The organism is Hoeflea ulvae (assembly GCF_026619435.1).
Taxonomy (GTDB): Bacteria; Pseudomonadota; Alphaproteobacteria; order Rhizobiales; family Rhizobiaceae; genus Hoeflea; species Hoeflea ulvae.
The window spans coordinates 3,945,273-3,967,266 of the sequence record NZ_JAOVZQ010000001.1 but is presented as its reverse complement, the minus strand read 5'-3'; the positions used below and the strand labels follow the sequence as shown (position 1 = coordinate 3,967,266).

Annotated in this window: 18 protein-coding genes; 8 read left to right on the top strand and 10 right to left on the bottom strand. The window is 62.8% G+C overall.

The window, feature by feature from the left end:
- Nucleotides 1–165: 165 nt before the first annotated feature.
- Together OEG82_RS18860 and OEG82_RS18855 are read right to left on the bottom strand one after the other, a co-directional pair.
- The gene (locus OEG82_RS18860) at nucleotides 166–1,434 is read right to left on the bottom strand and encodes an amidase (protein WP_267613910.1); all 1,269 of its coding nucleotides are present in this window, start codon (nucleotides 1,432–1,434) and stop codon (nucleotides 166–168) included.
- A gap of 162 nt (nucleotides 1,435–1,596) precedes the next feature.
- Nucleotides 1,597–2,502, bottom strand: coding sequence for a DMT family transporter (locus OEG82_RS18855; protein ID WP_267613909.1), 906 nt, complete (start codon nucleotides 2,500–2,502; stop codon nucleotides 1,597–1,599).
- Nucleotides 2,503–2,646: 144 nt separating this feature from the next.
- On the opposite strand from OEG82_RS18855, the gene OEG82_RS18850 reads away from it, so the two are divergent.
- The 3 genes from OEG82_RS18850 (at nucleotide 2,647) to OEG82_RS18840 (ending at nucleotide 4,992) form a co-directional block, all read left to right on the top strand.
- On the top strand, nucleotides 2,647–3,867 hold the full coding sequence (locus OEG82_RS18850) for an alanine racemase (RefSeq protein ID WP_267613908.1): 1,221 nt from the start codon (nucleotides 2,647–2,649) through the stop codon (nucleotides 3,865–3,867).
- Between the two features lie 285 nt (nucleotides 3,868–4,152).
- Entirely contained in the window at nucleotides 4,153–4,632 is a 480-nt protein-coding gene (locus OEG82_RS18845) for a DUF421 domain-containing protein (protein WP_267613907.1), read from the top strand.
- A gap of 114 nt (nucleotides 4,633–4,746) precedes the next feature.
- Nucleotides 4,747–4,992 carry a hypothetical protein gene (locus tag OEG82_RS18840; RefSeq protein WP_267613906.1) on the top strand — a complete coding sequence of 82 codons (246 nt, stop codon included), beginning with the start codon at nucleotides 4,747–4,749 and terminating at the stop codon, nucleotides 4,990–4,992.
- 31 nt (nucleotides 4,993–5,023) lie between these two features.
- Here the strand turns inward: OEG82_RS18840 and OEG82_RS18835 are convergent, their stop codons facing one another.
- From OEG82_RS18835 to OEG82_RS18825, 3 genes are all read right to left on the bottom strand, one after another.
- Nucleotides 5,024–6,304, bottom strand: a complete 1,281-nt coding sequence (locus tag OEG82_RS18835) for a TRAP transporter large permease (protein ID WP_267613905.1) — start codon at nucleotides 6,302–6,304, stop codon at nucleotides 5,024–5,026.
- Nucleotides 6,305–6,347: 43 nt separating this feature from the next.
- Nucleotides 6,348–6,914, bottom strand: coding sequence for a TRAP transporter small permease (locus OEG82_RS18830; protein ID WP_267613904.1), 567 nt, complete (start codon nucleotides 6,912–6,914; stop codon nucleotides 6,348–6,350).
- Nucleotides 6,915–6,984: 70 nt separating this feature from the next.
- On the bottom strand, nucleotides 6,985–7,965 hold the full coding sequence (locus tag OEG82_RS18825; RefSeq protein ID WP_267613903.1) for a sialic acid TRAP transporter substrate-binding protein SiaP: 981 nt from the start codon (nucleotides 7,963–7,965) through the stop codon (nucleotides 6,985–6,987).
- A 309-nt stretch (nucleotides 7,966–8,274) separates the two neighbouring features.
- Here OEG82_RS18825 and OEG82_RS18820 point away from each other — a divergent pair, with 309 nt between their 5' ends.
- Nucleotides 8,275–9,885 carry a cation:proton antiporter gene (locus tag OEG82_RS18820; protein WP_267613902.1) on the top strand — a complete coding sequence of 537 codons (1,611 nt, stop codon included), beginning with the start codon at nucleotides 8,275–8,277 and terminating at the stop codon, nucleotides 9,883–9,885.
- On the opposite strand, the gene OEG82_RS18815 is transcribed toward OEG82_RS18820, so the two are convergent.
- From OEG82_RS18815 to OEG82_RS18805, 3 genes are all read right to left on the bottom strand, one after another.
- Nucleotides 9,868–11,055, bottom strand: coding sequence for a lytic murein transglycosylase (locus OEG82_RS18815; protein WP_267613901.1), 1,188 nt, complete (start codon nucleotides 11,053–11,055; stop codon nucleotides 9,868–9,870). The genes OEG82_RS18820 and OEG82_RS18815 overlap by 18 nt on opposite strands.
- Nucleotides 11,056–11,181: 126 nt before the next feature.
- Nucleotides 11,182–11,706 carry a GNAT family N-acetyltransferase gene (locus OEG82_RS18810; RefSeq protein ID WP_267613900.1) on the bottom strand — a complete coding sequence of 175 codons (525 nt, stop codon included), beginning with the start codon at nucleotides 11,704–11,706 and terminating at the stop codon, nucleotides 11,182–11,184.
- A 70-nt stretch (nucleotides 11,707–11,776) separates the two neighbouring features.
- Nucleotides 11,777–12,613 carry a glycoside hydrolase family 25 protein gene (locus OEG82_RS18805; protein WP_267613899.1) on the bottom strand — a complete coding sequence of 279 codons (837 nt, stop codon included), beginning with the start codon at nucleotides 12,611–12,613 and terminating at the stop codon, nucleotides 11,777–11,779.
- A 416-nt stretch (nucleotides 12,614–13,029) separates the two neighbouring features.
- On the opposite strand from OEG82_RS18805, the gene OEG82_RS18800 reads away from it, so the two are divergent.
- Nucleotides 13,030–14,526, top strand: coding sequence for a putative bifunctional diguanylate cyclase/phosphodiesterase (locus OEG82_RS18800; RefSeq protein ID WP_267613898.1), 1,497 nt, complete (start codon nucleotides 13,030–13,032; stop codon nucleotides 14,524–14,526).
- Nucleotides 14,527–14,556: 30 nt separating this feature from the next.
- On the opposite strand, the gene OEG82_RS18795 is transcribed toward OEG82_RS18800, so the two are convergent.
- On the bottom strand, nucleotides 14,557–18,189 hold the full coding sequence (locus OEG82_RS18795; RefSeq protein ID WP_267613897.1) for a hydantoinase B/oxoprolinase family protein: 3,633 nt from the start codon (nucleotides 18,187–18,189) through the stop codon (nucleotides 14,557–14,559).
- Between the two features lie 164 nt (nucleotides 18,190–18,353).
- Here OEG82_RS18795 and OEG82_RS18790 point away from each other — a divergent pair, with 164 nt between their 5' ends.
- From OEG82_RS18790 to OEG82_RS18780, 3 genes are all read left to right on the top strand, one after another.
- Complete coding sequence (locus OEG82_RS18790) at nucleotides 18,354–19,328, top strand: TRAP transporter substrate-binding protein (protein WP_267613896.1); 975 nt, start codon at nucleotides 18,354–18,356, stop codon at nucleotides 19,326–19,328.
- A gap of 105 nt (nucleotides 19,329–19,433) precedes the next feature.
- Nucleotides 19,434–19,958, top strand: coding sequence for a TRAP transporter small permease (locus OEG82_RS18785; RefSeq protein WP_267613895.1), 525 nt, complete (start codon nucleotides 19,434–19,436; stop codon nucleotides 19,956–19,958).
- 10 nt (nucleotides 19,959–19,968) lie between these two features.
- Nucleotides 19,969–21,270 (top strand): TRAP transporter large permease, encoded by a 1,302-nt coding sequence (locus tag OEG82_RS18780; protein ID WP_267613894.1) that lies wholly within the window; start codon nucleotides 19,969–19,971, stop codon nucleotides 21,268–21,270.
- Between the two features lie 32 nt (nucleotides 21,271–21,302).
- On the opposite strand, the gene OEG82_RS18775 is transcribed toward OEG82_RS18780, so the two are convergent.
- Nucleotides 21,303–21,830 carry a winged helix DNA-binding protein gene (locus OEG82_RS18775; protein WP_267613893.1) on the bottom strand — a complete coding sequence of 176 codons (528 nt, stop codon included), beginning with the start codon at nucleotides 21,828–21,830 and terminating at the stop codon, nucleotides 21,303–21,305.
- Between the last annotated feature and the right edge of the window lie 164 nt (nucleotides 21,831–21,994).

Genomic DNA, 21,994 nt, shown 5'->3' with positions numbered 1-21,994 from the left:
TTATGACAATTCATTTTCTGTTAAGAAATCGGGAAATACGGGCCGAAAGTGAATCCCGAGCGCCGCTGCCATGCTTCCGGCGTCGCATTTCGGCCGCAAACAGGGTGGCGTAAGCCGCGTCGCGCCTGGATCGCCCGGGAGCTTTGCGCCGTTGGCGCCTGGCCGTCAGCCCCAGAACGCCCGGTCGAGCAGCAGCGCCCTTTCGAGCAGTGCTGCGACGGCGAGCAGCATCTTGTCCTGGCCGAAGCGCGCCACCGCCTGGATGCCGAGCGGCATGCCGTTCTCGTTCTTGAAGCCGGGGATGTTGACCGCAGGCGTGCCCATCAGCGTCCAGAGCTTGTTGAAACGGGGGTCGCCGGTCAGGTTGAGGCCAAGAGGCGCTGCACTGGGTGCCGACGGGGTAAGCAGGATGTCGACTTCGCCGAACAGCGCCGTCGTGGTGGCGCGGCCGCGCTTGGCGAGCCTGCGCGCGGCATCGTAGTCCTGCGGCGAGATATCCTGGCCTTCGACAAGCGTGTTGAGCAGCAGCGGGCTCAAGAGGTCCGGAAACCGCGCCAGATCGGGTCCGCAGGCCAGGCCCGCCTCGTAGGCCTCGATGGTGGAGTGGGCTTCGCTGGCGCGCGCCATGGCTTCGGGTTCGCCGATCTCGCCGACATCGAAGCCTGCGTCGGCGGCCATGTCGGCCGCCTTGTTGAGCGCTGCGCGCATGGCCGGATCGGCGCTCTTGAGCATGCCGCAGCGATAGACTCCGACACGGATGCTGGAGGGGACGACCGGCATCTCGTTGGCGTTGAAGGCCAGATCGCGGCCGGTAAGCAGGGCTGCCAGCAAGGCCACGTTTTCGACGCTGGCCGCAAACAGCCCGATGGTGTCGAGCGAGGGGGCAAAGGCCTTCATGCCGGTGGTCGGCAGCAACCGGTAGCTCGGCTTGTAACCGGCGATGCCGCAATAGGCTGCAGGCCGTATCACCGAGCCGCCTGTCTGGGTGCCGATCGCCGCCGGAATCATGCCGGCGGCAACGGCTGCGGCGGATCCCGAGGAGGAACCGCCGGGCGTGTGCGCCGGATTGTGCGGATTGACGGTCTCGGTCGGCTGGAAATAGGCGAATTCGGTGGTCGTGGTCTTGCCGATGATGGTGGCGCCGCGGCGCCGGGCAAGATTGACGATGGCCGAATCGATGCGGGGGTGGTGACCGGCATAGGCGGGTGAGCCATAGGATGTCGGCTGGTCATAGGTGTCGAGAATGTCCTTCACACCCAGGGCGATGCCCGCCATCGGCCCATCCTTGGCGACCTCCGGATGGGCGGCGACATGGGCAAAGGCCTTGATGGCCGGCTCCCTGCGGGCGATGGCGTCGCGGCTCAGCGCCACCATCAGCTCCGGCTTCGCCTTGCCGGCGTCACGCGCTCTGACCAGCGCGGCAAGGTTCATCATGCGGTTTTCAATCATTGCTGCGGCTCTATCCCCGGCAAACGGACTTTGTCCCAGCAAAGCCTATCGTCGGACCGGGGTCTGCACGCTCGTGCGATGGCAGGGCAACCGGTCGATTTTCAGGCAATCTATCCGCATCAGGCGATTCCATCGGATGCAAGCTGCCTAGCGCTTTATGGCCAGCCGATTGTCCAGTGACAAGAGGCCAAGTGCAATCAGGCCAAGTCCGAGGGCTTCGGTGAGGGACAGGGTCTCGCCGAGAAACAGGACGCCGAGCAGAATGGCCGCCGGCGGCACCAGCAGGGTGACCAGCGAGGCAGAGGTGGCGCCGGCGACGCTCAGGATCCGGAAAAACACGATATAGGCGAAGGCGGTCGAGACCAGCGCCAGCGCCAGAATTGCGGCGACCACATTCATCGGCGGCATCGTCAGCGTCCAGGGCTGGTCCACGATCAGCGCCAGTGGCAGCATGATCAGGCTCGAGGCGGTGAGCTGGCCGGTGGCGGTGATGCGCGGCGAGACGCCCTTGAAGCGCTTGCCGAAGGTGGCGGCAAAGCCATAGGAGACCGCGGCGCCGACAACGGCGAGCATGGCCCAGAGCGGGCTGTCGGCAAGCCCCAGCGCCGATGGACCGATGAGCAGCACCATGCCGGCAAGTCCGAGGCCGCAGCCGATCAGCTTGGCGGCGGTGATTTTTTCGTCCGTTGTCAGCACCTGCGCCACCAGCACCGCCCAGACCGGCGTGGTGGCGTTGAGAATCGAAGCCAGGCCCGAGCCGATCTGTGTCTGGCCGACGAAGATCAGGGTGAAGGGAATGGCATTGTTGATCAGTCCCATGACCAGCAATTCGCGCCATCGGCTGGACAGGGTCCGGTAGAAGCCGGGCAGGCGTCCGAAAGCCACATGCAGCGCGATGGCTGCGAGACCGACCCGGAAAAGCACCAGCGTCATCGGCGGGACATGCTGGACGGCGACGCGGCCGAAGAAGAAGGATCCGCCCCAGATGAAGCCAAGCAGGACAAGCAGACCCCAGGTGGCGAGATCCATGGAACGATTGGCGGTCTGGGACATTGGAACTTCCTTGCTGGATGTGCCGCTGCATGGCACAGGCACACAGCCGGTTCCACCCGAAACCGCACGATGCTTCATGCAAACAGTGTCATTTGCCGGTTGTCCGGCCTGTTGATAGTGTCGCGAACCAATCTGGAGACGCCTATGCAACGATTCGCCACCGGCACCGACGCCGCACTCGAGCTCAGGCCGGACCATCCGCTGTACTGTTTCCGGCCCGAGGTGCTCAAGCAGGACGCCCGCCAGTTCATGGCACTGTTTCCAGGCGACACGGCCTATGCGGTCAAGACCAATGGCGAGCCGATGGTGCTCAAGACGCTGGTGGAAGCCGGGGTCAAGATCTTCGACGTCGCCTCGCCGGGCGAGTTCGAGGCGGTGCGGGCAGCATCAAAGACCGCCGAGATGCTCTATATGCACCCGGTCAAGGCGCAGTCCGACATCCGGCTGGCGCTGGAGAAATACGGCATCAGGGTGATGTCGCTCGATCACGAGGACGAGATCGCCAAGGTGCTCAGAATCGTCCGGGCGCTGGATCTCGATCCGGGCTCGATCAGCATCTTCGTGCGGCTGCAGACCAAGGGTCACGCGATGTATGAGCTGTCGAAGAAATTCGGCGCAGCACCGGGCCATGCAGTGGAGCTGGTGCAGCGGCTTGACCGGATCGGCTTCAAGGTGGGGCTGTGCTTTCACGTCGGCAGCCAGGTCGAGGAAGCCGAATCCTACGAGCTGGCGCTCAAATCCGCCGACTGGGTGCGCAACCGCGCCGGCGTGGCGCTGGTCGGGCTGGATGTCGGTGGCGGGTTTCCCGCGGTCTACGGGCACAATCCCAACCGCAAGGTCAAGCCGATGCCGCCGCTCGAGGATCTGATGGGCGAGCTTCGCTCCAACATCACCGAATGGGCCTTTGACGACATGCCGCTGGTGGCCGAGCCGGGCCGCGTGGTGGTGGCGCGGGCGTTCTCGCTGATCGTGCGGGTGCTCTTGCGCAAGGGCAAGCGGCTCTACATCAATGACGGCATCTGGGCCTCGCTGTCGGACAGCTGGACCGGCAAGATCACGCTGCCGGCGCGGTTCATCCCCGATCCGGCGCGGCGCATCCGCAAGGGCAAGGCTGAAAACGTGGTGCCGTTCAAGGTCTGCGGCGCGACCTGCGATTCCGTCGACATCCTGTCACGCCCGTTCTGGCTGCCCGAAACGGTGGACACCGGCGACTGGATCGAGATCGGCCATATCGGCGCCTATTCACTGTCGCTCAGAACCCGTTTCAACGGGTTCTATCCCGATGATTTCGTCGAGGTGACGACACCGTTTGGCGGCGAGGGTGCGCCGGACGGCTTTGCCAGCCTGGAAACGATGGCGGATTAAGACCGGACGGTACGGCGGAGCAACAGGCTCTGCCGGTTCCATCGATTGCTGTGGCCGTGCCTCACCTAAAGCACATTGCATTCAATCGTGTTCATGCAATGTGCTTTAGGCTTTTGTTTTGGCGCGTGTTTTTTCCGAAAACCGGTTCCCACTTTTCGGAACACGCTTTAGGGAACCATTGCCTTGCCCACGGGTTGACCGGTGCCGGCATTGGTTGGGCGGGGCCCTGTGTCCCGGCGCGATGATGACGGCTTTACAGAGCTAGAATTGATCTGGAAGGCTATTATGGACAATCCGATTTTTTTCGACGACTGGGCCGGCATTGGCCGCATTCTGATCACCGGGGTTCTCGCCTATGCGGCGCTGATTGTTATGCTGAGGACCTCCGGCAAGCGGACATTGAGCAAATTCAACGCCTTTGATTTCATCGTCACCATCTGCCTGGGATCGATGCTGTCCTCGATCATCATCACCAAGTCGGTGCCGCTGGTGGAAGGCATTGCCGGCCTGGCGCTGCTGATCATCCTGCAGTTTGCCATCACCTGGCTGTCGGTGCGTTCGCGGACCTTCGAGACCCTGGTCAAGAGCAACCCGAAACTGCTGGTCCACCGTGGCGCCTACCAGGACAAGGCGATGCGTGGCGAGCGGGTGTCAAAGGAAGAGATCCTTGCGGCGCTGCACGCCAATGGCTTGGCGGAGATGTCGGATCTCCATTCCGTGGTGCTGGAGACCGATGGATCACTGAACGTCTTCAAGGCGGTTTGATGCCGGCTGGCCGCCGGGCATGGCGCCGCGCGCATCTGTCACGCGGTGCGAGACGCCGTTTGGCGCTATGATTGCGGCTCAGGTCCAACCCGCGCGCTGCCCGGAGATCATGCCATGCCGAAACTGATCCGCTTCGTCCTTGTCAATTCGGCCCTCGGCGTGCTGATCGGCTGGGCTGTTGCCGCGGCGGTGGTCTGGTTCAACATCAACGGCTTCGGCGACCTGATCTGGGGCTCTTCGAGCCGGGTCGCGGCCGTGTTCATCCTGATGATGTCGTTCGGCATCACCTTCGGGTTTGCGGTGATGGCCACGGCGGTGATGCTGATGCCCACCGACAAGGACGAGTTCGACAAGCTGTGATCTGACCGTCCGGTTTTTACCCAACTGCGGCTCAGCGGTAGAGCAGCGTCGGCAGCCACATGGTGAAGATCGGGAAGAAGGTCACCAGCATCAGCACCGCCACCAGCGGTATCAGGAAGGGTGCGGTGGCGGACACGCAGCGCTCGAACGGCACCTTGGACACCCGCGAGAGCACATAGAGCACCATGCCGACCGGAGGGGTAAGCAGCCCGATCATCAGGTTGAGCACCAACATGACCCCGAAATGCACCGGATCAACGCCGATGTGGACAGCGATCGGCAGCAGCACCGGAACCAGAATGGTGATGGCTGCGACGGTTTCCATGAAGCAGCCGACAACCAGCAAGATGACATTGATCAGAAGCAGCACGATGATCGGGTTTTCCGACACGCCGAGGATCAGCGCGGCAAAATGCTCGGGCACGCGGTTCGAGGTGAGGATCCAGGCAAAGATCGAGGCGGCGGCGACGATGAACAGCACCACCGAGGTGGTTTCGATCGTGTCCATCGAGACCTTCAGGAAGCGCCGGATGGTCAGCGTGCGGTAGACGAAAAGCCCCAGAACCAGCGCCCAGGCGCAAGCAGCGATGGCGGCCTCGGTGGGGGTGAAGGCGCCCGAAAGAATGCCGCCGACAATGATCACCGGCGTCATCAGCGACAGGAATGCATGCATGAAGGCGCGGCCCAGCACCGAGAGCCTGAAGGCCTGGTCGCGGGGGTATTTGTAGCGCCGGGCATAAAACGCCACCATGATCATCAGCGCCACCGCCATCAGCAGGCCGGGAATGAAGCCGGCGGCAAACAGCTGGCCGATAGAGGCGCCGGCGACGACGCCGTAGATCACCATCGGCAGGGAGGGCGGGATGATCGGGCCGATGGTCGAGGAGGCGGCGGTGATGCCGACGGCGAAGCCGGGGTCGTAATTGGCGTCGCGCATCGCCTTGATCTCGATGGCGCCGAGCCCGCCCGCATCGGCGACAGCTGCGCCCGACATGCCGGCGAAGATCACCGAGGCACCGATGTTGACGTGACCGAGCCCGCCCGGCAGCCAGCCGATCAGCGCCTTGGCGAAGTCGAAGATGCGTTCGGTGATGCCGGCGGTGTTCATCAGGTTTCCGGCGAGGATGAAGAAGGGCACGGCCAGGAGCGGGAAGGAATCGACGCCGTTGATCATCCGGTGGGCCACGACAAGGCCGGGAACATGGCCGTCGAGCAGGATGAACACGGCGGAAGAGCCGGCCAGGGCGATGGCGACGGGGACGCCGAGCAGGATCAGCGCGAGGACCATGACGAAGAGGAGGGTCAGAAGCATGAGATGCCTTTGCTCAAAGCGTCGGATGTGGTGACGGGATGTGTCAAAGCGTGGGGCCGATGACCTTGGCGTTTTCCGGGTCGATCAGCCTGCTGCTGCCGGTGCGCAGGTGGCGCCAGAACCCCAGCACCGCATAGATGGTCATGGCCAGAAAACAGGCGGCGATGAACCAGTAGAGCGAGGATTTCGGAAAATTGATCGAGACCATCATCTGCTGGGTCCGGCCGGCCACCTGGGTGCACAGGATTCCCATGAAGCCGTAAAACACGATGGAGACGACATCGATGAAATATTGCAGAAGCTTGCGCACCGGCCGCGACAGCCAGCGGAAGGCCAGTTCAACGGCAATGTGGCTTTCGCGCCGGACAGCCAGAATGGCGCCGAGAAAGGTCACCGCGATCAGCAGAAAGCGGGCGATCTCCTCGGTCCAGCCGAGTGAGTTGTTGAGGACATAGCGGGTGAAAAACTGCAAAAAGACAACAAAGGCCAGTGCCCAGAACACGGTCAGCACAAGGCCGTCATCGGCCTGGAAGCCGGTCAGGTCCTCGTCCTCCTCGTGAATCAGCTTGGCGATCGAGGATTGAGCGGCGGATTTGTCTTCTGTCGACATCAGGCAACCTCCGAAGGGACTGAGACGCGGCGGCCTGAAGCCGCCGCGCAACGCTTGTGTCCGGTTCCGGCTACTCGATGGCCTGCAGCTTGTCGTAGGTCGCCTGGTCCCAGGTGGCATCAGGCCCGTTGTGCAGCTTCATCGTGGCTTCGCGGAAGGGGACACGGTCGACTTCGTTGACCGTGACATTGTTGTCGCGGAACCACTGCACCAGATCCTTTTCCTTCTGGATGATCTGGTCGCTGGCGCAGACGGCTGTCTGGTCGAGCACGTCGTCGAGTGCCGCCTGATCCTCGGCGCTCATGCCGCCCCAGGTCGGGCCGCCGACGATGGTCATCAGCGCATCGCTGATATGGCCGGTCAGGGTGATGAATTTCTGCACTTCGTAGAATTTCTTGGCCTGGATGGTGGGCAGCGGGTTTTCCTGGGCGTCGACCGTGCCCTGCTGCAGCGCGAGATAGACCTCGGCAAAGGCGATCGGTGTCGGATTGGCGCCGACGGCCTGCGGGAACATCATGTAGAGCGGGGCGTTGGGCACGCGGATCTTCAGGCCTTCCATGTCCGCCGGCGCCTTGATCTCGACATTGGAGGTGACATGGCGCTGACCGTAATAGGTCATCGAGGTGATATGGTTGCCGGAGGCATCCTCATAGCCCTTCGACATTTCGCCGAAGAGATCGGAATTGCGGTACTTGTCCCAGTGATCGTAGTCGCGGAACATGAACGGCGCGCCGCCGATAGCGATCGGTCCGTAGGAGCGGCCGGCAAAGAGCTGGCCGGTGTAGATGATGTCGACGGTGCCGAGCCCGAGGCCTTCGTTGATGTCGACTTCCTTGCCCAGCGACGAGGCCGGAAACACTTCGATATTGTAGCGGTCACCGGTGGCTTTCGACAGCAGATCCGAGGCCGCGACGGCGCAGGTGTGATAAGGTTCGCTGACTTCGTAGACGTGAGCCCATTTCAATGTGGTCGGCGCAGCAAATGCCGGCGCTGACATGGCTGTCAGCATGGTTGCCGACAATGCGGCCAGTGCAATTTCTTGAAGTTTCATAGATAGTTCCTCCCAAAACCAAATCGATCTTCTCCTCGAAGATCACCTGCATATTCTCCTCTGCATCACACGGAAATTTCGCCACATGATGTAAAATGCATACTAATATGCCAGCTCGTTGGCAAGGTTATTCTGCGGCATGTCCCGGCAACACTTGCGGCATTTGCAGCGCTGATCTTGAGGGGTTGCAAAATCCGGCCATGCCCGTGCGTTAACAGATCGACCTGGGCAAGGGGCCATCCGAATTCTTCGGGCCGGGTTTTGCATTCGCAGCAAAGCACACTAGGCTGGCTGCACAAGGAGACATGGATGGAAGATCAAATCGTGGGTGCCGTGGAGACGGTGGGCGGGGTTGTCGAACAGGCTGTCGATCAAGCCGTTCATCACGGCGACCACATGGTGTCGATCGCCATCGCCGTCGCCATCGCGGCCCTGCTCGGGCTGGGATTCATGCGGCTCAAGCAACCGCCGCTGGTGGGGTTCATCTTGGCCGGACTGGCGCTCGGACCGACCGGGCTCGGCGTGATCTCGACGTCAGAAAATGTCTCGCTGCTGGCCGAAATGGGCGTGATCATCTTGCTGTTCTTCATCGGCATGGAACTGTCGATCAAGGCGTTCATCCTGAGCCTCAAACAGGCGGTGCTGGTGGCCGCAGGACAGCTGGTTGCCGCAATGGTGCTGGCGGCAGTGCTTGCATTCATGCTCGGCGCAAGCCCGGCCGAAACCCTGATCCTGGGCTTCATCATCGCGCTGTCGAGCACGGTGGTGGCGATGAAGATGCTCGATGAAATGGGCGAATTGCGCCAGGCGCCGGGCCGGGTCGCCGTCGGCGTGCTGATCGCGCAGGATCTCGCGGTGGTGCCGATGCTGATCCTGGTCTCGAGCCTGGGCGGCGAGAGCTTCGAACTGGGCGACGTCGTGTTCAAGGTGGTGGTGGCGGTGGCGCTGCTGGCCGGTCTTTTGTGGTGGTTCGGTCGCCATCCCAAGCTCAAGCTGCCCTTTGCCGAAGCGATCGAGGACAATGTCGATCTTCTGGCCATCGGCTCGCTGGCGCTGTGCTTTTCAGCCGCGGCCCTGTCGGGCCTTGCCGGGCTGTCGCCGGTCTATGGCGCCTTTCTCGCCGGCATCATTGTCGGCAATTCGACGCTTCGCAGCCGGGTGATTCCGGTGATCGAGCCGATCCAGAGCATCCTGCTGGTGGTGTTCTTCCTGTCGATCGGCCTGCTGATCGACCTCGATTTCATTCTCGAAAATGTCTGGCTGGTACTGGCTGCCGCGTTCCTGGTTGTGGCCATGAAGACGGCGCTCAACATCTTTCTGCTGCGGATTACCGGGTCCGATCCGAAGACCGCCCTGCTGGCCGGCCTGTCGATGGCGCAGATCGGCGAATTCTCCTTCGTGCTCGCCGCCGCCGGCTTTGCATCCGGGGCGTTCGGCTCCGACATCTACCGTCTGGCCATCGCGGTGACGGCGATCTCGCTGCTGGTGTCGCCGGTCTGGTTCAACCTGATGGAGCGGGTCGAGGAGATCGCCAATGAAGGGCTGGGGTCCTACAAGGAGGCCCTGGCGCAGGCCTATGAGGGCGAACTCGATGGCGTGGAAAATGTCGTCTGGGCGGGGCGGGCGCGCTATCGCGCCGTGCGTTTCGCCCTGTATCAGCGCCGGGTGCGCCGCGCGGTCCTCAAGGAGACCGCGAATGGCGGTGCCGGGCCTGAAACGGTGACAACGGATGAGCAGATGCTGGTGGTCGAACTCTCGGACATGCCCGACGCTCACCCTGACGCCACTGGAACCGCGGCACCGCCGCCATCGATCAACCAGGCGGCGACAGGGCCGCTCGACGGGCAGGCGCAGGTCAAACCGGAGCAGCCGAAAGCTGCCCCGGCCAAGCGCAGGAAGACCTCAAAGCCGGCCGAGTAGCTCCTGATCGGGCCAGCCATCGGCCGGCAGGCCGAGGCGAAGCTGTTCGGCGCGCACGGCGGCGCGGGTGCCGCCGCCGAGAATGCCGTCGATCTTGCCGACATCATGGCCGCGTTCGGCGAGCTTCTGCTGCAGTTGTTTCATGGCCGCATCGCCAAGTCCGTCGCCGGGATTGCCTGCATCATAGGGCTTGGCGCCGGCAAGGCGCGTGGCAAAATAGGCGGCCGAGGTGGTGTAGATGAAACTCTGGTTCCATTCGAGGTAGATTTCGAAATTCGGAAACACCAGGAAGGCCGGTCCGTTGCGGCCCTGGGGCAGGACCAGATCGGCCGGCAGATTCTTCGAGGACGGCACGTCGTTGCGGAAGCTGACGCCAAGGCTGGTCCAGTCATTGAGCGTCATGCCCTGGCCGAGGCCGGTCTTTTCAAGCGGAAAATTGCCGGAAGGCAGCGTGACTTCCGCCAGCCAGGGGTCGCCGGCGCGCCAGCCCAGCGCCTGGATGAACCTGGCGGCGGTCATGATGGCGTCTTCCGAGGATTTCTTCAGATTGACATGGCCGTCGCCGTCGCCATCGACGCCATAGGCGATAATGTCCTTGGGGAGCATCTGGACCTGGCCGATTTCACCGGCCCAGGCGCCGGTGGTGGTGGCCGGGTCGAGATCACCGCGGGCGACCATCTCGACGGCGGACAGAAGCTGTGGACGGAACAGTTCGGGCCGGCGGCAGTCATGGGCCAGCGTTGCCAGTGCGTTGAGTGTGTTGAAATCACCCTGCACCGCGCCAAAATCGGTTTCCAGCCCCCAGAATGCCGTGATCACTGCGGCGGGAACACCATATTCGGCTTCGGCGCGGGCGAAGGTGCTGGCATATTGCTTCATCTTCTGGGCGCCGACCTGCATGCGGTTGGCGCTGACAGAGCGCCTGGAGAATTCCAAGAATGTCTGCCGGAACACACCCTGTGCGCGGTCGCGCGAGAGCACCTTGTTGTCAATGCTGGCGCGGCGCAAAGCCTTGGTGGCGACCTCGTCGCTGATGCCGCGCGCCACCGCGTCTGCGCGCACGCCTTCGAGGAACTGGGCGAAATTGCCGCCGCAGGCCGGTGCTTGCGCCAGCGCCGGCGTTGCCAGAAAGCTCGAGAGAAGAAGGGCGAGGGTGATTTTCGATGGCATGATGGCGTCAACTCCTGATGGGACGGCGAACCCACCCCAGATTTGTGGCAATGATGAGATGAATCCGGTTTTTGCGCCCGGTTTCGCTTGGCAATGGGACCAGCGGCGGGGGCAGGTTGCCGATGGTCATGGCGCCCACAGCGCCGGCTGCATCCATGGCTCAGGCAGCAGCAACGTGCCGCGAGCGGGCGGCTGGGAGGTGTCGAGGCTGACCGACTGCCAGGCATCGCGCCATTGCTCCGGCAAGGGGTAGGGCGGGGAAATTGCGGTTTCCGGTTCGAAGCCGCTGCGGCCATAATAGGCCGGATCGCCCAGCACATAGACCCGGGTCACGCCGGCAAGTCTCAGCCGGCTCAGCCCCTCGGCGATCAGTGCCGTGCCAATGCCCTGCCGCTGGTATTTCCGCGCCACGGCCAGCGGCGCCAGCAATGCGGCCGCGGTGTCGCTGCCGGTGATGCCGCACGGGGTGAACAGGATATGGCCGGTGATCTCGTGACCGGCGCCGGCCACCAGCGAGAGGACCGCCGGTTCCTGCGTGAGCAATTGCCGGACCAGCGGCAGCAGATCCTCTTCCGGAAAGGCGTCCGGATAGATCCGCTCGATCGACGCGAGGTCGCCGGGACCGGAGGGACGGATGTCGATGCCGGTCATCAGGCCTCCTGCTGGCCGTTGCCCGGTTCCTGCCCGGACGATGCGGCCATGGCCGGCACCATGAAGGTCATCAGCGCGAATATTTCCACAGCCATTCCTTCCATTGCGCCTTGGTGCCGGCAAAGGCGTTGATGTCGGTGTTGCCCTTGATGCCGGGAATCATGCCGGTGCCGGTGTATTGCCACAGGGTCCAGGGGTGATCGGGATAGATCTCGTGCGGGTGGGCGGCAACGGAGCGCAGCCAGAACTGGTAGCCCTTGAAATGGCCGTCGAGATTTTCGCGGTGGAAATCGACCGGGGTGTAGATGATCGGCTGCTTGCCGTAATGGGCGCCGACCATGTCCATCCAGATCTTCATCTCGGCGCGCACGGTCGCGGGATCGGGGCGCTTGGTGCAGGTGCGCGAAGCGTGGTTCCATTCCACATCCAGCACCGGCGGCATCTGCACGGAGGCGCGCGGCACATTGGCGATGAACCAGCGCGCCTGGTCCGCCGCAGGGGTACAGAAATAATAGAAGTGATAGGGCGCATGGGCGATGCCGGCGGCGCGGGCGCCACGCCAGTACTCGTCAAAGCTCCGGTCGGTGTGGTCGCCGCCTTCGGTGGCCTTCATGAAGGCGAACGCGATGCCGGCCTTGCGCACCTCGTTCCAGTCGATCTCGCCCTGCCATTTGGAAATGTCGATGCCGTGGACCGGGTAGCGGTCGGGGTGGTACTTGCCGAAATCCACCGGCTTGCTGTCGCCATAGCGGCCCTTGCCGGGCGCGGCCAGCTTGACGACGGCGCGGGCCGGGCCCGGGGCGGATTTCTTCGCGTTGCCGATCGGTTGAAGGCTGTCTTCGATATTGGTGGAACTGCAACCCGACAAGCCGACGGCTGAGGCGGCAAGCAGTGCCATCAGTGCCATTTTGAGACCGCGCCCGGTTTTCCACAGGGAGAGCGTGGCGCGCTCCGGCGACGGTTTTGCAGCGGCCGAAGCCGGGTTGTGACGGGGCAGGGAATTGCTCCTGGGCGAATTATGGTGGGTCATCAAGGCGCTACACAGTCCGGATTTGGGGGTGTCTCCCGTTTGACGGCATCGGCAAGGCGAGATTGCGTTCCTTTTACCCGCAAAAACTTAAATTTTGAAAAACAAGATAAATCATGCGTTTACTATAAAAATCACGGGTCATTTTTTGTTAAATGTTGGCGGGTTATGGTGGCCTGGGAACGGGAGTATTTAGCATGATGCTGAATTCTTATGTGCCAAACAAAAGCAAGCGATATGCAATCGCTGGTTTGGCAATCGCATCGGTCACACCTCTGGTGGCCTTTGCCGGAGATTTGATCACAAGCGGGGGACAGGCGGGCATCGGGGCTTCGGTCAGCGCGCTCGGCGTGGCCGTGATCGCCGCACCAATTGCTGCCACCGGGCTTATTGCAGCCCTTGGCCGCCGCCACGACCATCTTGCACGGCAGATTGGCAGCGAACGGGCCGATGTCGAGCGGTTTCGCCGGGCCGCCTATCACGACAGCCTGACCGGATTGCGCAACCGTCATGCGCTCATCGAGGATTTCGAGCAGATCGCCAAAGGCGCTGCGGATCAGCCGTCACCGGTGACGCTGGTGCTGTTTGATCTCGACCGGTTCAAGTTCATCAATGACACGATGGGGCATGCGGCAGGCGATTCGGTGCTCAAGACGCTGGCCGACCGGCTGCACGGCTATTGCGGCGCCAGCCGCCGGGTCTACCGGCTGGGCGGCGATGAATTCGTGATCCTTTGGGAGGGAGCCCACGGCCAGGATGAGATTGCCGGCTTCTGCGAGGATTTCACCGCGCAGGTGTTTCGCCCCGTGTTTTTCGGCGGCAGCGTCATCGACACCTTCGGCAGTGCGGGAATCGCCACGGGGAATGCCGGCGAGACCGGTTTGCCGGATCTGCTCAAGCGCGCCGACCTGGCACTGTACCGGGCCAAATCGACGCCCAGCTCAAGTTATTGTTTCTTCACCGAGGACATGGACAGCGACTATCGCGAGCAGCGCGGGCTGGAAGCCGCATTGCGCCAGGCGGTCGAGACCTCCGCCTTCGAGCTCGACTATCTGCCGGTGATCAAGGCCGAGACATTGGCGCCGTCCGGGGTCAAGGCCCGGTTGCGCTGGACCCATGCGGAGCTCGGCGCGGTCGAACAGGATGTGTTCATGCCGGTGGCGGAGCAGAGCGGGCTGATCGTGCTGATCGGCAAGTGGATGCTGCGCCAGGCGCTTGGCGATGTCGGCAGCTGGAACGCGCGCGTTGAAATCACCTTGCCGCTGTGTGCGCCGCAGCTTCAGGACCCGGGTTTTGCTCCGCTGGTTGCCAAGGAACTGGACCGGGCCGGGGTCGAGCCGGGACAGCTTGTGTTCGACGTCAAGTCCAATGCCGCGATAGCCGAATGCCCGGTGGCCCTGCACAATCTCGACCTGTTGCGGCGTGCGGGCGTGCGGATTGCTGTCAGCGAATTCGCGGCCAGCGTTGCCGGATTGTCGATGGGCCGGCCCTATCCGGTCGATTGCGTCCGGCTCAGCCTGGCCGGCATCAAGGCAATTGCCGGCGAAAAGAGCATGCCGCAGATGCTGAACCTGTTTCTGCAACTGGCGGCCACCGTGGGAACCGGGGTGGTGCTGACCGATGTCAATTCCGAGGACGACCTCGTATGCGCCTGCGAGGCGGGCGCCGAAGCCGTGCAGGGCAGTTTTGCCGGGCCGGCCCTGAATGCGGAGCGCGCCCGGCAATTTTTTGATGGGCTGCCGGGCCTGTCACCTGCCGGTTCCGACAGGTTCCACCTGCTCAAGACCGGGTGAGCCTGCGTTGCCGCAGCGGCTCCGGCGGGCTCAGGCCTTGCCGGCGCCTCCGGCAGTCGGCGTGGTCAGGATCACCGCTTCACCGGCTTCCAGCACCGTCTGATCGCAGGCCTTCAAGGTTTCGACCTTGCCATCCAGACGGCGGACCTGGGTCAGGCCGACCTGGCCTTCACCGCCGCCATCGATGCCGAGCGGCGGACGGTTGCGGTGTGACGACAGGATGGCGAGCTCCATTTTTTCCAGGAAGCGGATGGTGCGGATGGTGCCGTCACCGGCACTGAACCTGCCTTTGCCACCGGAACCTTGACGCACATGGAAATCTTCGAGCTGCACCGGAAAACGCATTTCGAGGATTTCCGGATCGGTGAGCCGTGAATTGGTCATGTGGGTGTGAACGCCCGAGGTGCCGTTGAAGCCGCGGCCGGAATTCTCATAGCCTGCCGGCGAGCCCGAGCAGATGGTCTCGTAATATTGGTGGCGGTCATTGCCGAAGGTGAGATTGTTCATTGTGCCCTGGCTGTTGGCGAGCGCCCCAAGAGCGCCGAAGATGGCATTGGTGACGTGCTGCGAGGTCTCGACATTGCCGGCGACCACAGCGCGCGGATAGGCGGGCTTGAGCATCGAGCCTTCGGGGATGATGATGCGGATCGGCCTGAGGCAGCCGGCATTCATCGGGATCGGCTTTTCGACCATGACCCGGAAGCAATAGAGCACGGCGGCGCGCGCCACCGGTTCGGGTGCGTTGAAGTTGTTTTCCATCGCGTCCGAGGTGCCGGTGAAATCAACGGTGGCTTCACGCTTGTCGCGGTCGACCGAGATCTTGACCCTGATCACCTGGCCGGTGTCGGTCGGGTATTCATATTCGCAATCGGACAGGGTCTCGATCACCCGGGCGACGCTTTCGGCCGCATTGTCCTGGACATGGCCCATATAGGCCTCGACAACATCGAGCCCGAAATCGGTGACCATTTTTCTGAGATCGGCGACGCCCTTTTCATTGGCGGCGATCTGGGCCTTCAGGTCGGCGACATTCTGGGTGACATTGCGGACCGGATAGGCATGATCGGTGAGGATCCTGACCAGTTCGTCTTCGCAGAAGCGGCCGCGCTCGACGATGCGGAAATTGTCGATCAGCACGCCTTCCTCGTCTACTGTGGTGGCGAGCGGCGTCATCGAGCCCGGTGCGGTGCCGCCGACATCGGCGTGGTGGCCGCGCGAGGCCGCCCAGAACAGGATTTCCGTGCCGTCGTCTGAAAACACCGGCGTGACCACGGTGATGTCGGGCAGGTGGGTTCCGCCATTGTAGGGTGCGTTGAGCGCAAAGACATCGCCGGGATGGATGTCGCCCTGGTTCAGCCGGATGATGGTTTCCACCGAGCGGTCCATCGAGCCCAGATGCACCGGCATGTGCGGCGCATTGGCAACCAGCGCGCCGGTGCGGTCGAAGACGGCGCAGGAGAAATCCAGCCGCTCCTTGATATTGACCGAATAGGCGGTGTTCTGCAGCGTCAGGCCCATCTGTTCGGCGATCGACATGAACAGGTTGTTGAAGACTTCAAGCAGGATCGGGTCGGCCTTGCGGGTGCCGATGGCCTGGGCGCGCTCAAGCTTTTCGTGGCGGGTGAGCACGATGTGGTCGCGGGCATTGATGGTGGCGGTCCAGCCCGGTTCGATGACGACGGTCTGGTTGGGCTCGATGATCAGCGCCGGGCCGGCAAGCCTGTTGCCGGGCTTGAGTGCTGCGCGGCGGACCGCGCGGGCATCGCGCCATGCGCCGCCCGAATAGAGCGGCCTGGTGTCGCCGGTCTCGAGCGAGCGGTCGTCGAGCGGGTGCTCCTGTTCGCTGCGCTCGTCGCCGCGGTCATCCATGCCTTCGACCGAGACGGCCTCGATGATGATGGTCTTGTTGTCATAGATGAAGCCGAACTGGGCCTTGTGGGCGGTTTCGAATTCTCTGCGGGCACCGGCAAAATCGAAGTCGGAAAAGGCCACCGGAATGGTGGTGTCGGTGCCGTCATAGCGCAGTTGCAACAGCGGCCGCCAGCTTACGGCGTCGTCGGGAACGCTTTGTGCCGCCAGTTCCTCGAACACCGCGTTGCACAGAGCATCGATCAGTTGCTGCACCTTGGCGCGGCTTTCCTCGCCCAGCGGCTTGATCAGCGCCTGCTGGCGCGAGGCAAAGACACTGGCGAGGCCGATGCCATAGGCCGAGAGCAGGCCGGAGAAGGGATGGATGAGGATCGATTCCATGCCCAGCGCATCGGCCACCAGACAGGCGTGCTGGCCGCCGGCGCCGCCGAAGCAATTGAGCAGATAGCGGGTGACGTCATAGCCACGCTGCACCGAGATCTTCTTGATGGCATTGGCCATGTTCTCGACGGCGATGGTGACAAAGCCTTCGGCGATGTCTTCGGCGGATTTGCCGGGTTGATCCTTGGCCAGTTCCGCAAAGGCCTGGCGTACGGCCTCGGCGTCGAGCGGCTGGTCCTGCGCCGGGCCGAAGATGGACGGGAAGAAATCGGGCTGCAGCTTGCCGAGCATGACATTTGCATCGGTGACGGTGAGCGGGCCGCCGCGGCGATAGCAGGCCGGGCCGGGATTGGCGCCGGCGGAATCGGGGCCTGCGCGGAACCGGCCTTCATCGGCGTGCAGCACCGAACCGCCACCGGCGGCGACGGTGTGAATGCGCATCATCGGCGCGCGGATGCGCACGCCGGCGACTTCGGTGTCGAAGGCGCGTTCGTAATCGCCGTCATAATGGGCAACATCGGTGGAGGTGCCGCCCATGTCGAAGCCGATGACCTTGTCGAAACCGGCCAGCTTGGCGGTCTCGACCATGCCGACGACGCCGCCGGCGGGGCCGGAGAGAATGGCGTCCTTGCCGCGGAACATGTCGGCGGCAGTGAGCCCGCCCGAGGACATCATGAATTGCAGCGTCGGTCCGGGCTGGCCCGAGGGCGTGGCGCCGAGAACGCCGGCGACCCGGTCGACATAGCGGCGCAGGATCGGCGAGAGATAGGCGTCGACGACGGTGGTGTCGCCGCGGCCGACCAGCTTGGCCAGCGGCGAGACCTGATGGCTGACGGAGATCTGTGAAAAGCCTGCGCGGACGCAGGCCGCCTCGACCAGGGTTTCGTGGATCGGGTTGTTCCAGGCGTGCATCAGCACGATGGCGACAGTGTCGATGCCATCGGCTCGGGCCTTGGCGAGCTCGATCTCCAGCGGGTCGATGTCCGGCGTGCGCTGCACCCGGCCAACGGCGGTCATGCGTTCCTCGACCTCGATGACGCGCTCATAGAGCTGTTCGGGGAGGATGATTTCCTTGGCGAAGATGTCGGGCCGGGCCTGATAGGCGATCCTGAGCGCATCGCGGAAACCCTTGGTGATGACCAGCAGGGTGCGGTCACCCTTGCGCTCAAGCAGCGCATTGGTGGCAACGGTGGTGCCCATCTTGACGTGGCCGATGCGGTCGGCGGGAATGGCGTCTTCGGCGCTGATGCCCAGGAGGTCGCGGATGCCCTGAATGGCGGCGTCGGGATAGGCTTCGGGGTTTTCCGACAGCAGCTTGCGCTGGTGCAGCGTGCCGTCGGGGGCGCGGCCCACGATATCGGTGAAGGTGCCGCCGCGATCGATCCAGAAATCCCAGTATTCGGAGTTTGTCATTGGTGTCTCCTCGCGCCCATGCGTGCGGTTTTGAATATTTGTGTTGATCTTTTCACAAAACGCTGACAAATTGTCAACGTAACTTTTTTAAACCAAGTCGGCCCGCAGTTGCAGTGTCCAGCCATAAGGTCACATTCTGCGTTCGAGCCCAGAGGAGAGCACGCATGAATACCATCTTTGCCAAGTCCGTCGTTGTCGGCCTGTTTGCCGCAACGCTATCCACATCGGCGCTTTCCGCCGACTGGGATATGCCGACGCCGTATCCCGATGCGACATTCCATACCGTCAACATCAATCAGTTCGCTGACGACATCAAGACGGCCACCGATGGCGGTCTCAACATCACCGTTCACAGCGCCGGGTCGCTGATCAAGCATGGCGAGATCAAGAATGCCGTGCGGGGCGGACAGGTGCAGATCGGCGAGTTTTTCCTGTCGCTGCTGGCCAATGAAGACGCGGCCTATGGCATCGATTCACAGCCCTTCGTCGCCACCAGCTATGAAGACGCGAAGAAACTGTGGGACGCGCAGAAGCCGGTGATCACCGAACTGCTGGCCAAACAAAAGCTGGTGCCGCTCTATGCTGTGGCCTGGCCGCCGCAGGGGCTCTACACCAACAAAGAAATCAAGACGGTCGCCGATCTCAAGGGCCTGAAGTTCCGCTCCTACAATGCCGCGCTCGAGAAATTTGCCACGCTGGCCGGCGCTGCGCCGACCCAGGTCGAAGTTCCTGACATTCCACAGGCGTTTTCGACCGGCCAGGTCGAAGCGATGATCACTTCGCCCTCGACCGGCGCCAATGGCAAGGCCTGGGATTACGTGACCCATTACACCCCGATCAATGCCTGGGTGCCCAAGAATATCGTCGTGGTGAACAAGGCAGCCTTCGACGGTCTTGACGAGGCAACCCGCACTGCCGTGCTGGAAGCCGCCGCCGCTGCGGAAACCCGCGGCTGGGAAATGAGCATGCAGGAAACCGAAGCCCAGACCAAGGTTCTGGCAGACAACGGCATGACCATTGTCGAGCCGAGCGCCGAACTGCTCGAGGGGCTGCGGGGAATCGGCGAGACGATGCAGGTTGAATGGCAGGAAACCGCCTCGGAGCAGGCCAAGTCGATCGTCGCTGCTTTCGGGCAATAGGACTGCAAGCCCCCGGCGGATTGTTCGCCGGGGGGTTTGATGCCAGGTCCGGCATGCCTGCCGGGCCGGTTTGTCAGCGACGATTGCCAGAGTGGGGGAAGTTCCATGCGCAAGCTGCTTGATGCCATCTACACCATCAGCGGACTGGTTTCGGCGATGCTGATTGCGGCGATCTGCCTGCTGGTGACCACGCAGGTGGTGTTGAACCTTGTCACCAAGACTGGCCTGCTCTCCGTCAATCTGACCATCCCGTCCTATGCGGATTTCGCCGGTTACATGCTGGCGGCATCGACGTTTCTGGCGCTGGCCTACACGCTGGTGCGCGGCGGCCATATCCGGGTCACCATGGTGCTCAACATCGTTCCAACCGGCCTGCGGCTTGTGGGCGAGGTGGTGTCGCTGCTGATCGGGACCGTGGTCTCTGGCGTGGCGACCTATTACATGTACCGGCTGACGCTGGAATCCTACGAATTCGGCGACATGTCGTCGGGCATTGTCGCCATTCCGCTGTTCGTGCCGCAATCGACGGTGCTGGCGGGGCTGCTGATCCTGACAATCGCGCTGATCGACCTGACCGTGCAGACGATCCGCACCGGCGGCTCGGTCGTGCCGCAGATGAACTCCGAGTGAGGCCGCGCAGATGAGCGATATTGTCACGATCATATTGCTGTTTGTCACGCTGCTGATCCTGCTGGGCGCAGGCGTCTGGGTGGCCTTTGCGCTGATGGTCACCGGCGCGCTCGGCATGTGGCTTTTGTCCAACGCACCGATCGGCCCGATCATCGCCACCACGCTGTGGGGTCACAGCACCTCCTGGGCGCTGGCAGCTCTGCCGATGTTCATCCTGATGGGCGAAATCCTGCTCAGGTCGCGGCTGTCGCAGGACATGTTCACGGGGCTCTCGCCATGGCTGAAGCGGCTTCCGGGACGGTTGCTGCATGTCAATATCTTCGGCTGCGCGATCTTTGCCGCGGTGTCGGGGTCGTCGGCTGCGACGGCTGCGACGATCGGCAAGATGTCGGTGCCCGAACTCACCGAGCGTGGCTATCCGAACGACATGGTGCTGGGCACGCTTGCCGGTTCGGCGACGCTGGGACTGCTGATTCCGCCGAGCATCATTCTGATTGTCTATGGTGTCGCCACCGAGCAATCGATCGCGCGCCTGTTCGTGGCGGGCATCCTGCCCGGGCTGATGCTGATGGCGATGTTTGCCGCCTATGTCATCGCCTATGCGCTGATCTATCCGTCGCGCATTCCCGATGACCAGGACGAGATGAGTTTCGGCGCCAAGGTCAGGGCCTCGGGCCGTCTGGTTCCGGTGCTCGCACTGATCGCTGGCGTCATCGGCTCGATCTATATCGGCATTGCCTCGCCCACCGATGCCGCAGCCGTCGGGGTGGTGCTTGCGGTGGTGCTGTCCTGGGCCAACGGGTCGCTGTCCTTTGCGATGCTGAAGGACAGCCTGATGGGGGCGATGGTGACGTCGTGCATGATCGCCTTCATTCTGGTCGGTGCCGCCTTTCTGTCGGTCTCGATGGGGTTCACCGGCATCCCGCGGCACCTGGCGACATGGATCGCCGAAATGGGGCTGTCGCCCTATGCGCTGCTGGCGGCGTTGACGGTGCTGTTTGTCGTGCTGGGCTGTTTCCTCGACGGGATTTCGGTGGTGGTGCTGACCACCTCGATCATCATGCCGATGATCCTGGAAGCAGGCATCGATCCGCTGTGGTTCGGCATCTACCTGGTCATCGTTGTCGAGATGTCGCAGATCACGCCGCCGGTGGGTTTCAACCTGTTTGTCATTCAGGGCCTGACCGGCTTCGATATCCTGCGAGTGGCCAAGGCGGCCTTGCCGTTCTTCCTGCTCCTGTTGCTGGCGGTGGCGCTGATCACCCTGTTTCCGGGAATCGCCACCTATCTTCCATCGCTGATGGGCAACTGACGGCGCCCACCGTCCACCAATACCGCGGTCGGTTAGAGCGAACTGGCAGCGCGTGCGGCCTGATCGTAAAGGCCTGACAGCGTGCGCAGGAATGCCGCGGTCTCGCGCAGATCGTCGGGACTGGTCTCGATATGCTTGAGGTTTTCGACCAGGCACTGCTCCCGAACCTCGCGGTATTTGTCGCAGAGCACCTCGCCCTCTGGCGTGGTGCTGTAGAATAGCTCCTTGCCGACCTTGTCGCCCTGGATCAGCTTCGCCTTTTGCAGTTTCTTCAGCGCGTAATTGACTGTGTGGGTGTCTTCGATATTGAGCAGGAAGCAGATATCGGCCAGCCGCTTGCGACGGGCGCGGTGGTTGATGTGGTGCAGCACCAGGATTTCAAGCGTGGTCAGGCCATCATAACCGCTGGCGACCATGCAGCGGCCGATCCAGCGGGCAAAGCCGTTGTAAGCCAGGATGAGGCCATATTCGAATTCGGAAGAGCGCCATCCATCTTCGGTCGCCAGATGCCGCGATGAAACAATCATGTCGGAGGGGCGTTCCTGCTCGCTCACAGCCATATCCTTTTCATATCAATTGCATTTCCCAGACAAAATATTAGCGAAAAATGTCCTGTGGGTACAGTGAAAATGGATCAAACAGTAGGATTGCGGCATGGCCGGGCGGCCTGCTGTGCCGGCCCGGCCGCTCCTGGAGCTGCGCCCTTGACCGCCTGTCCGCCGAC

Bases quoted from the DNA above. Each gene is read 5' to 3' on its own strand.
- OEG82_RS18820 (WP_267613902.1), top strand. From the start codon at position 8,275: ATGGAAGATCAAATCGTGGGTGCCGTGGAGACGGTGGGCGGGGTTGTC.
- OEG82_RS18795 (WP_267613897.1), bottom strand. From the start codon at position 18,189: ATGACAAACTCCGAATACTGGGATTTCTGGATCGATCGCGGCGGCACC.
- OEG82_RS18855 (WP_267613909.1), bottom strand. From the start codon at position 2,502: ATGTCCCAGACCGCCAATCGTTCCATGGATCTCGCCACCTGGGGTCTG.
- OEG82_RS18860 (WP_267613910.1), bottom strand. From the start codon at position 1,434: ATGATGAACCTTGCCGCGCTGGTCAGAGCGCGTGACGCCGGCAAGGCG.
- OEG82_RS18845 (WP_267613907.1), top strand. From the start codon at position 4,153: ATGGACAATCCGATTTTTTTCGACGACTGGGCCGGCATTGGCCGCATT.
- OEG82_RS18805 (WP_267613899.1), bottom strand. From the start codon at position 12,613: ATGGCACTGATGGCACTGCTTGCCGCCTCAGCCGTCGGCTTGTCGGGT.
- OEG82_RS18810 (WP_267613900.1), bottom strand. From the start codon at position 11,706: ATGACCGGCATCGACATCCGTCCCTCCGGTCCCGGCGACCTCGCGTCG.
- OEG82_RS18835 (WP_267613905.1), bottom strand. From the start codon at position 6,304: ATGCTTCTGACCCTCCTCTTCGTCATGGTCCTCGCGCTGATCCTGCTC.
- OEG82_RS18790 (WP_267613896.1), top strand. From the start codon at position 18,354: ATGAATACCATCTTTGCCAAGTCCGTCGTTGTCGGCCTGTTTGCCGCA.
- OEG82_RS18775 (WP_267613893.1), bottom strand. From the start codon at position 21,830: ATGGCTGTGAGCGAGCAGGAACGCCCCTCCGACATGATTGTTTCATCG.
- OEG82_RS18785 (WP_267613895.1), top strand. From the start codon at position 19,434: ATGCGCAAGCTGCTTGATGCCATCTACACCATCAGCGGACTGGTTTCG.
- OEG82_RS18830 (WP_267613904.1), bottom strand. From the start codon at position 6,914: ATGTCGACAGAAGACAAATCCGCCGCTCAATCCTCGATCGCCAAGCTG.
- OEG82_RS18815 (WP_267613901.1), bottom strand. From the start codon at position 11,055: ATGCCATCGAAAATCACCCTCGCCCTTCTTCTCTCGAGCTTTCTGGCA.
- OEG82_RS18850 (WP_267613908.1), top strand. From the start codon at position 2,647: ATGCAACGATTCGCCACCGGCACCGACGCCGCACTCGAGCTCAGGCCG.
- OEG82_RS18840 (WP_267613906.1), top strand. From the start codon at position 4,747: ATGCCGAAACTGATCCGCTTCGTCCTTGTCAATTCGGCCCTCGGCGTG.
- OEG82_RS18780 (WP_267613894.1), top strand. From the start codon at position 19,969: ATGAGCGATATTGTCACGATCATATTGCTGTTTGTCACGCTGCTGATC.
- OEG82_RS18825 (WP_267613903.1), bottom strand. From the start codon at position 7,965: ATGAAACTTCAAGAAATTGCACTGGCCGCATTGTCGGCAACCATGCTG.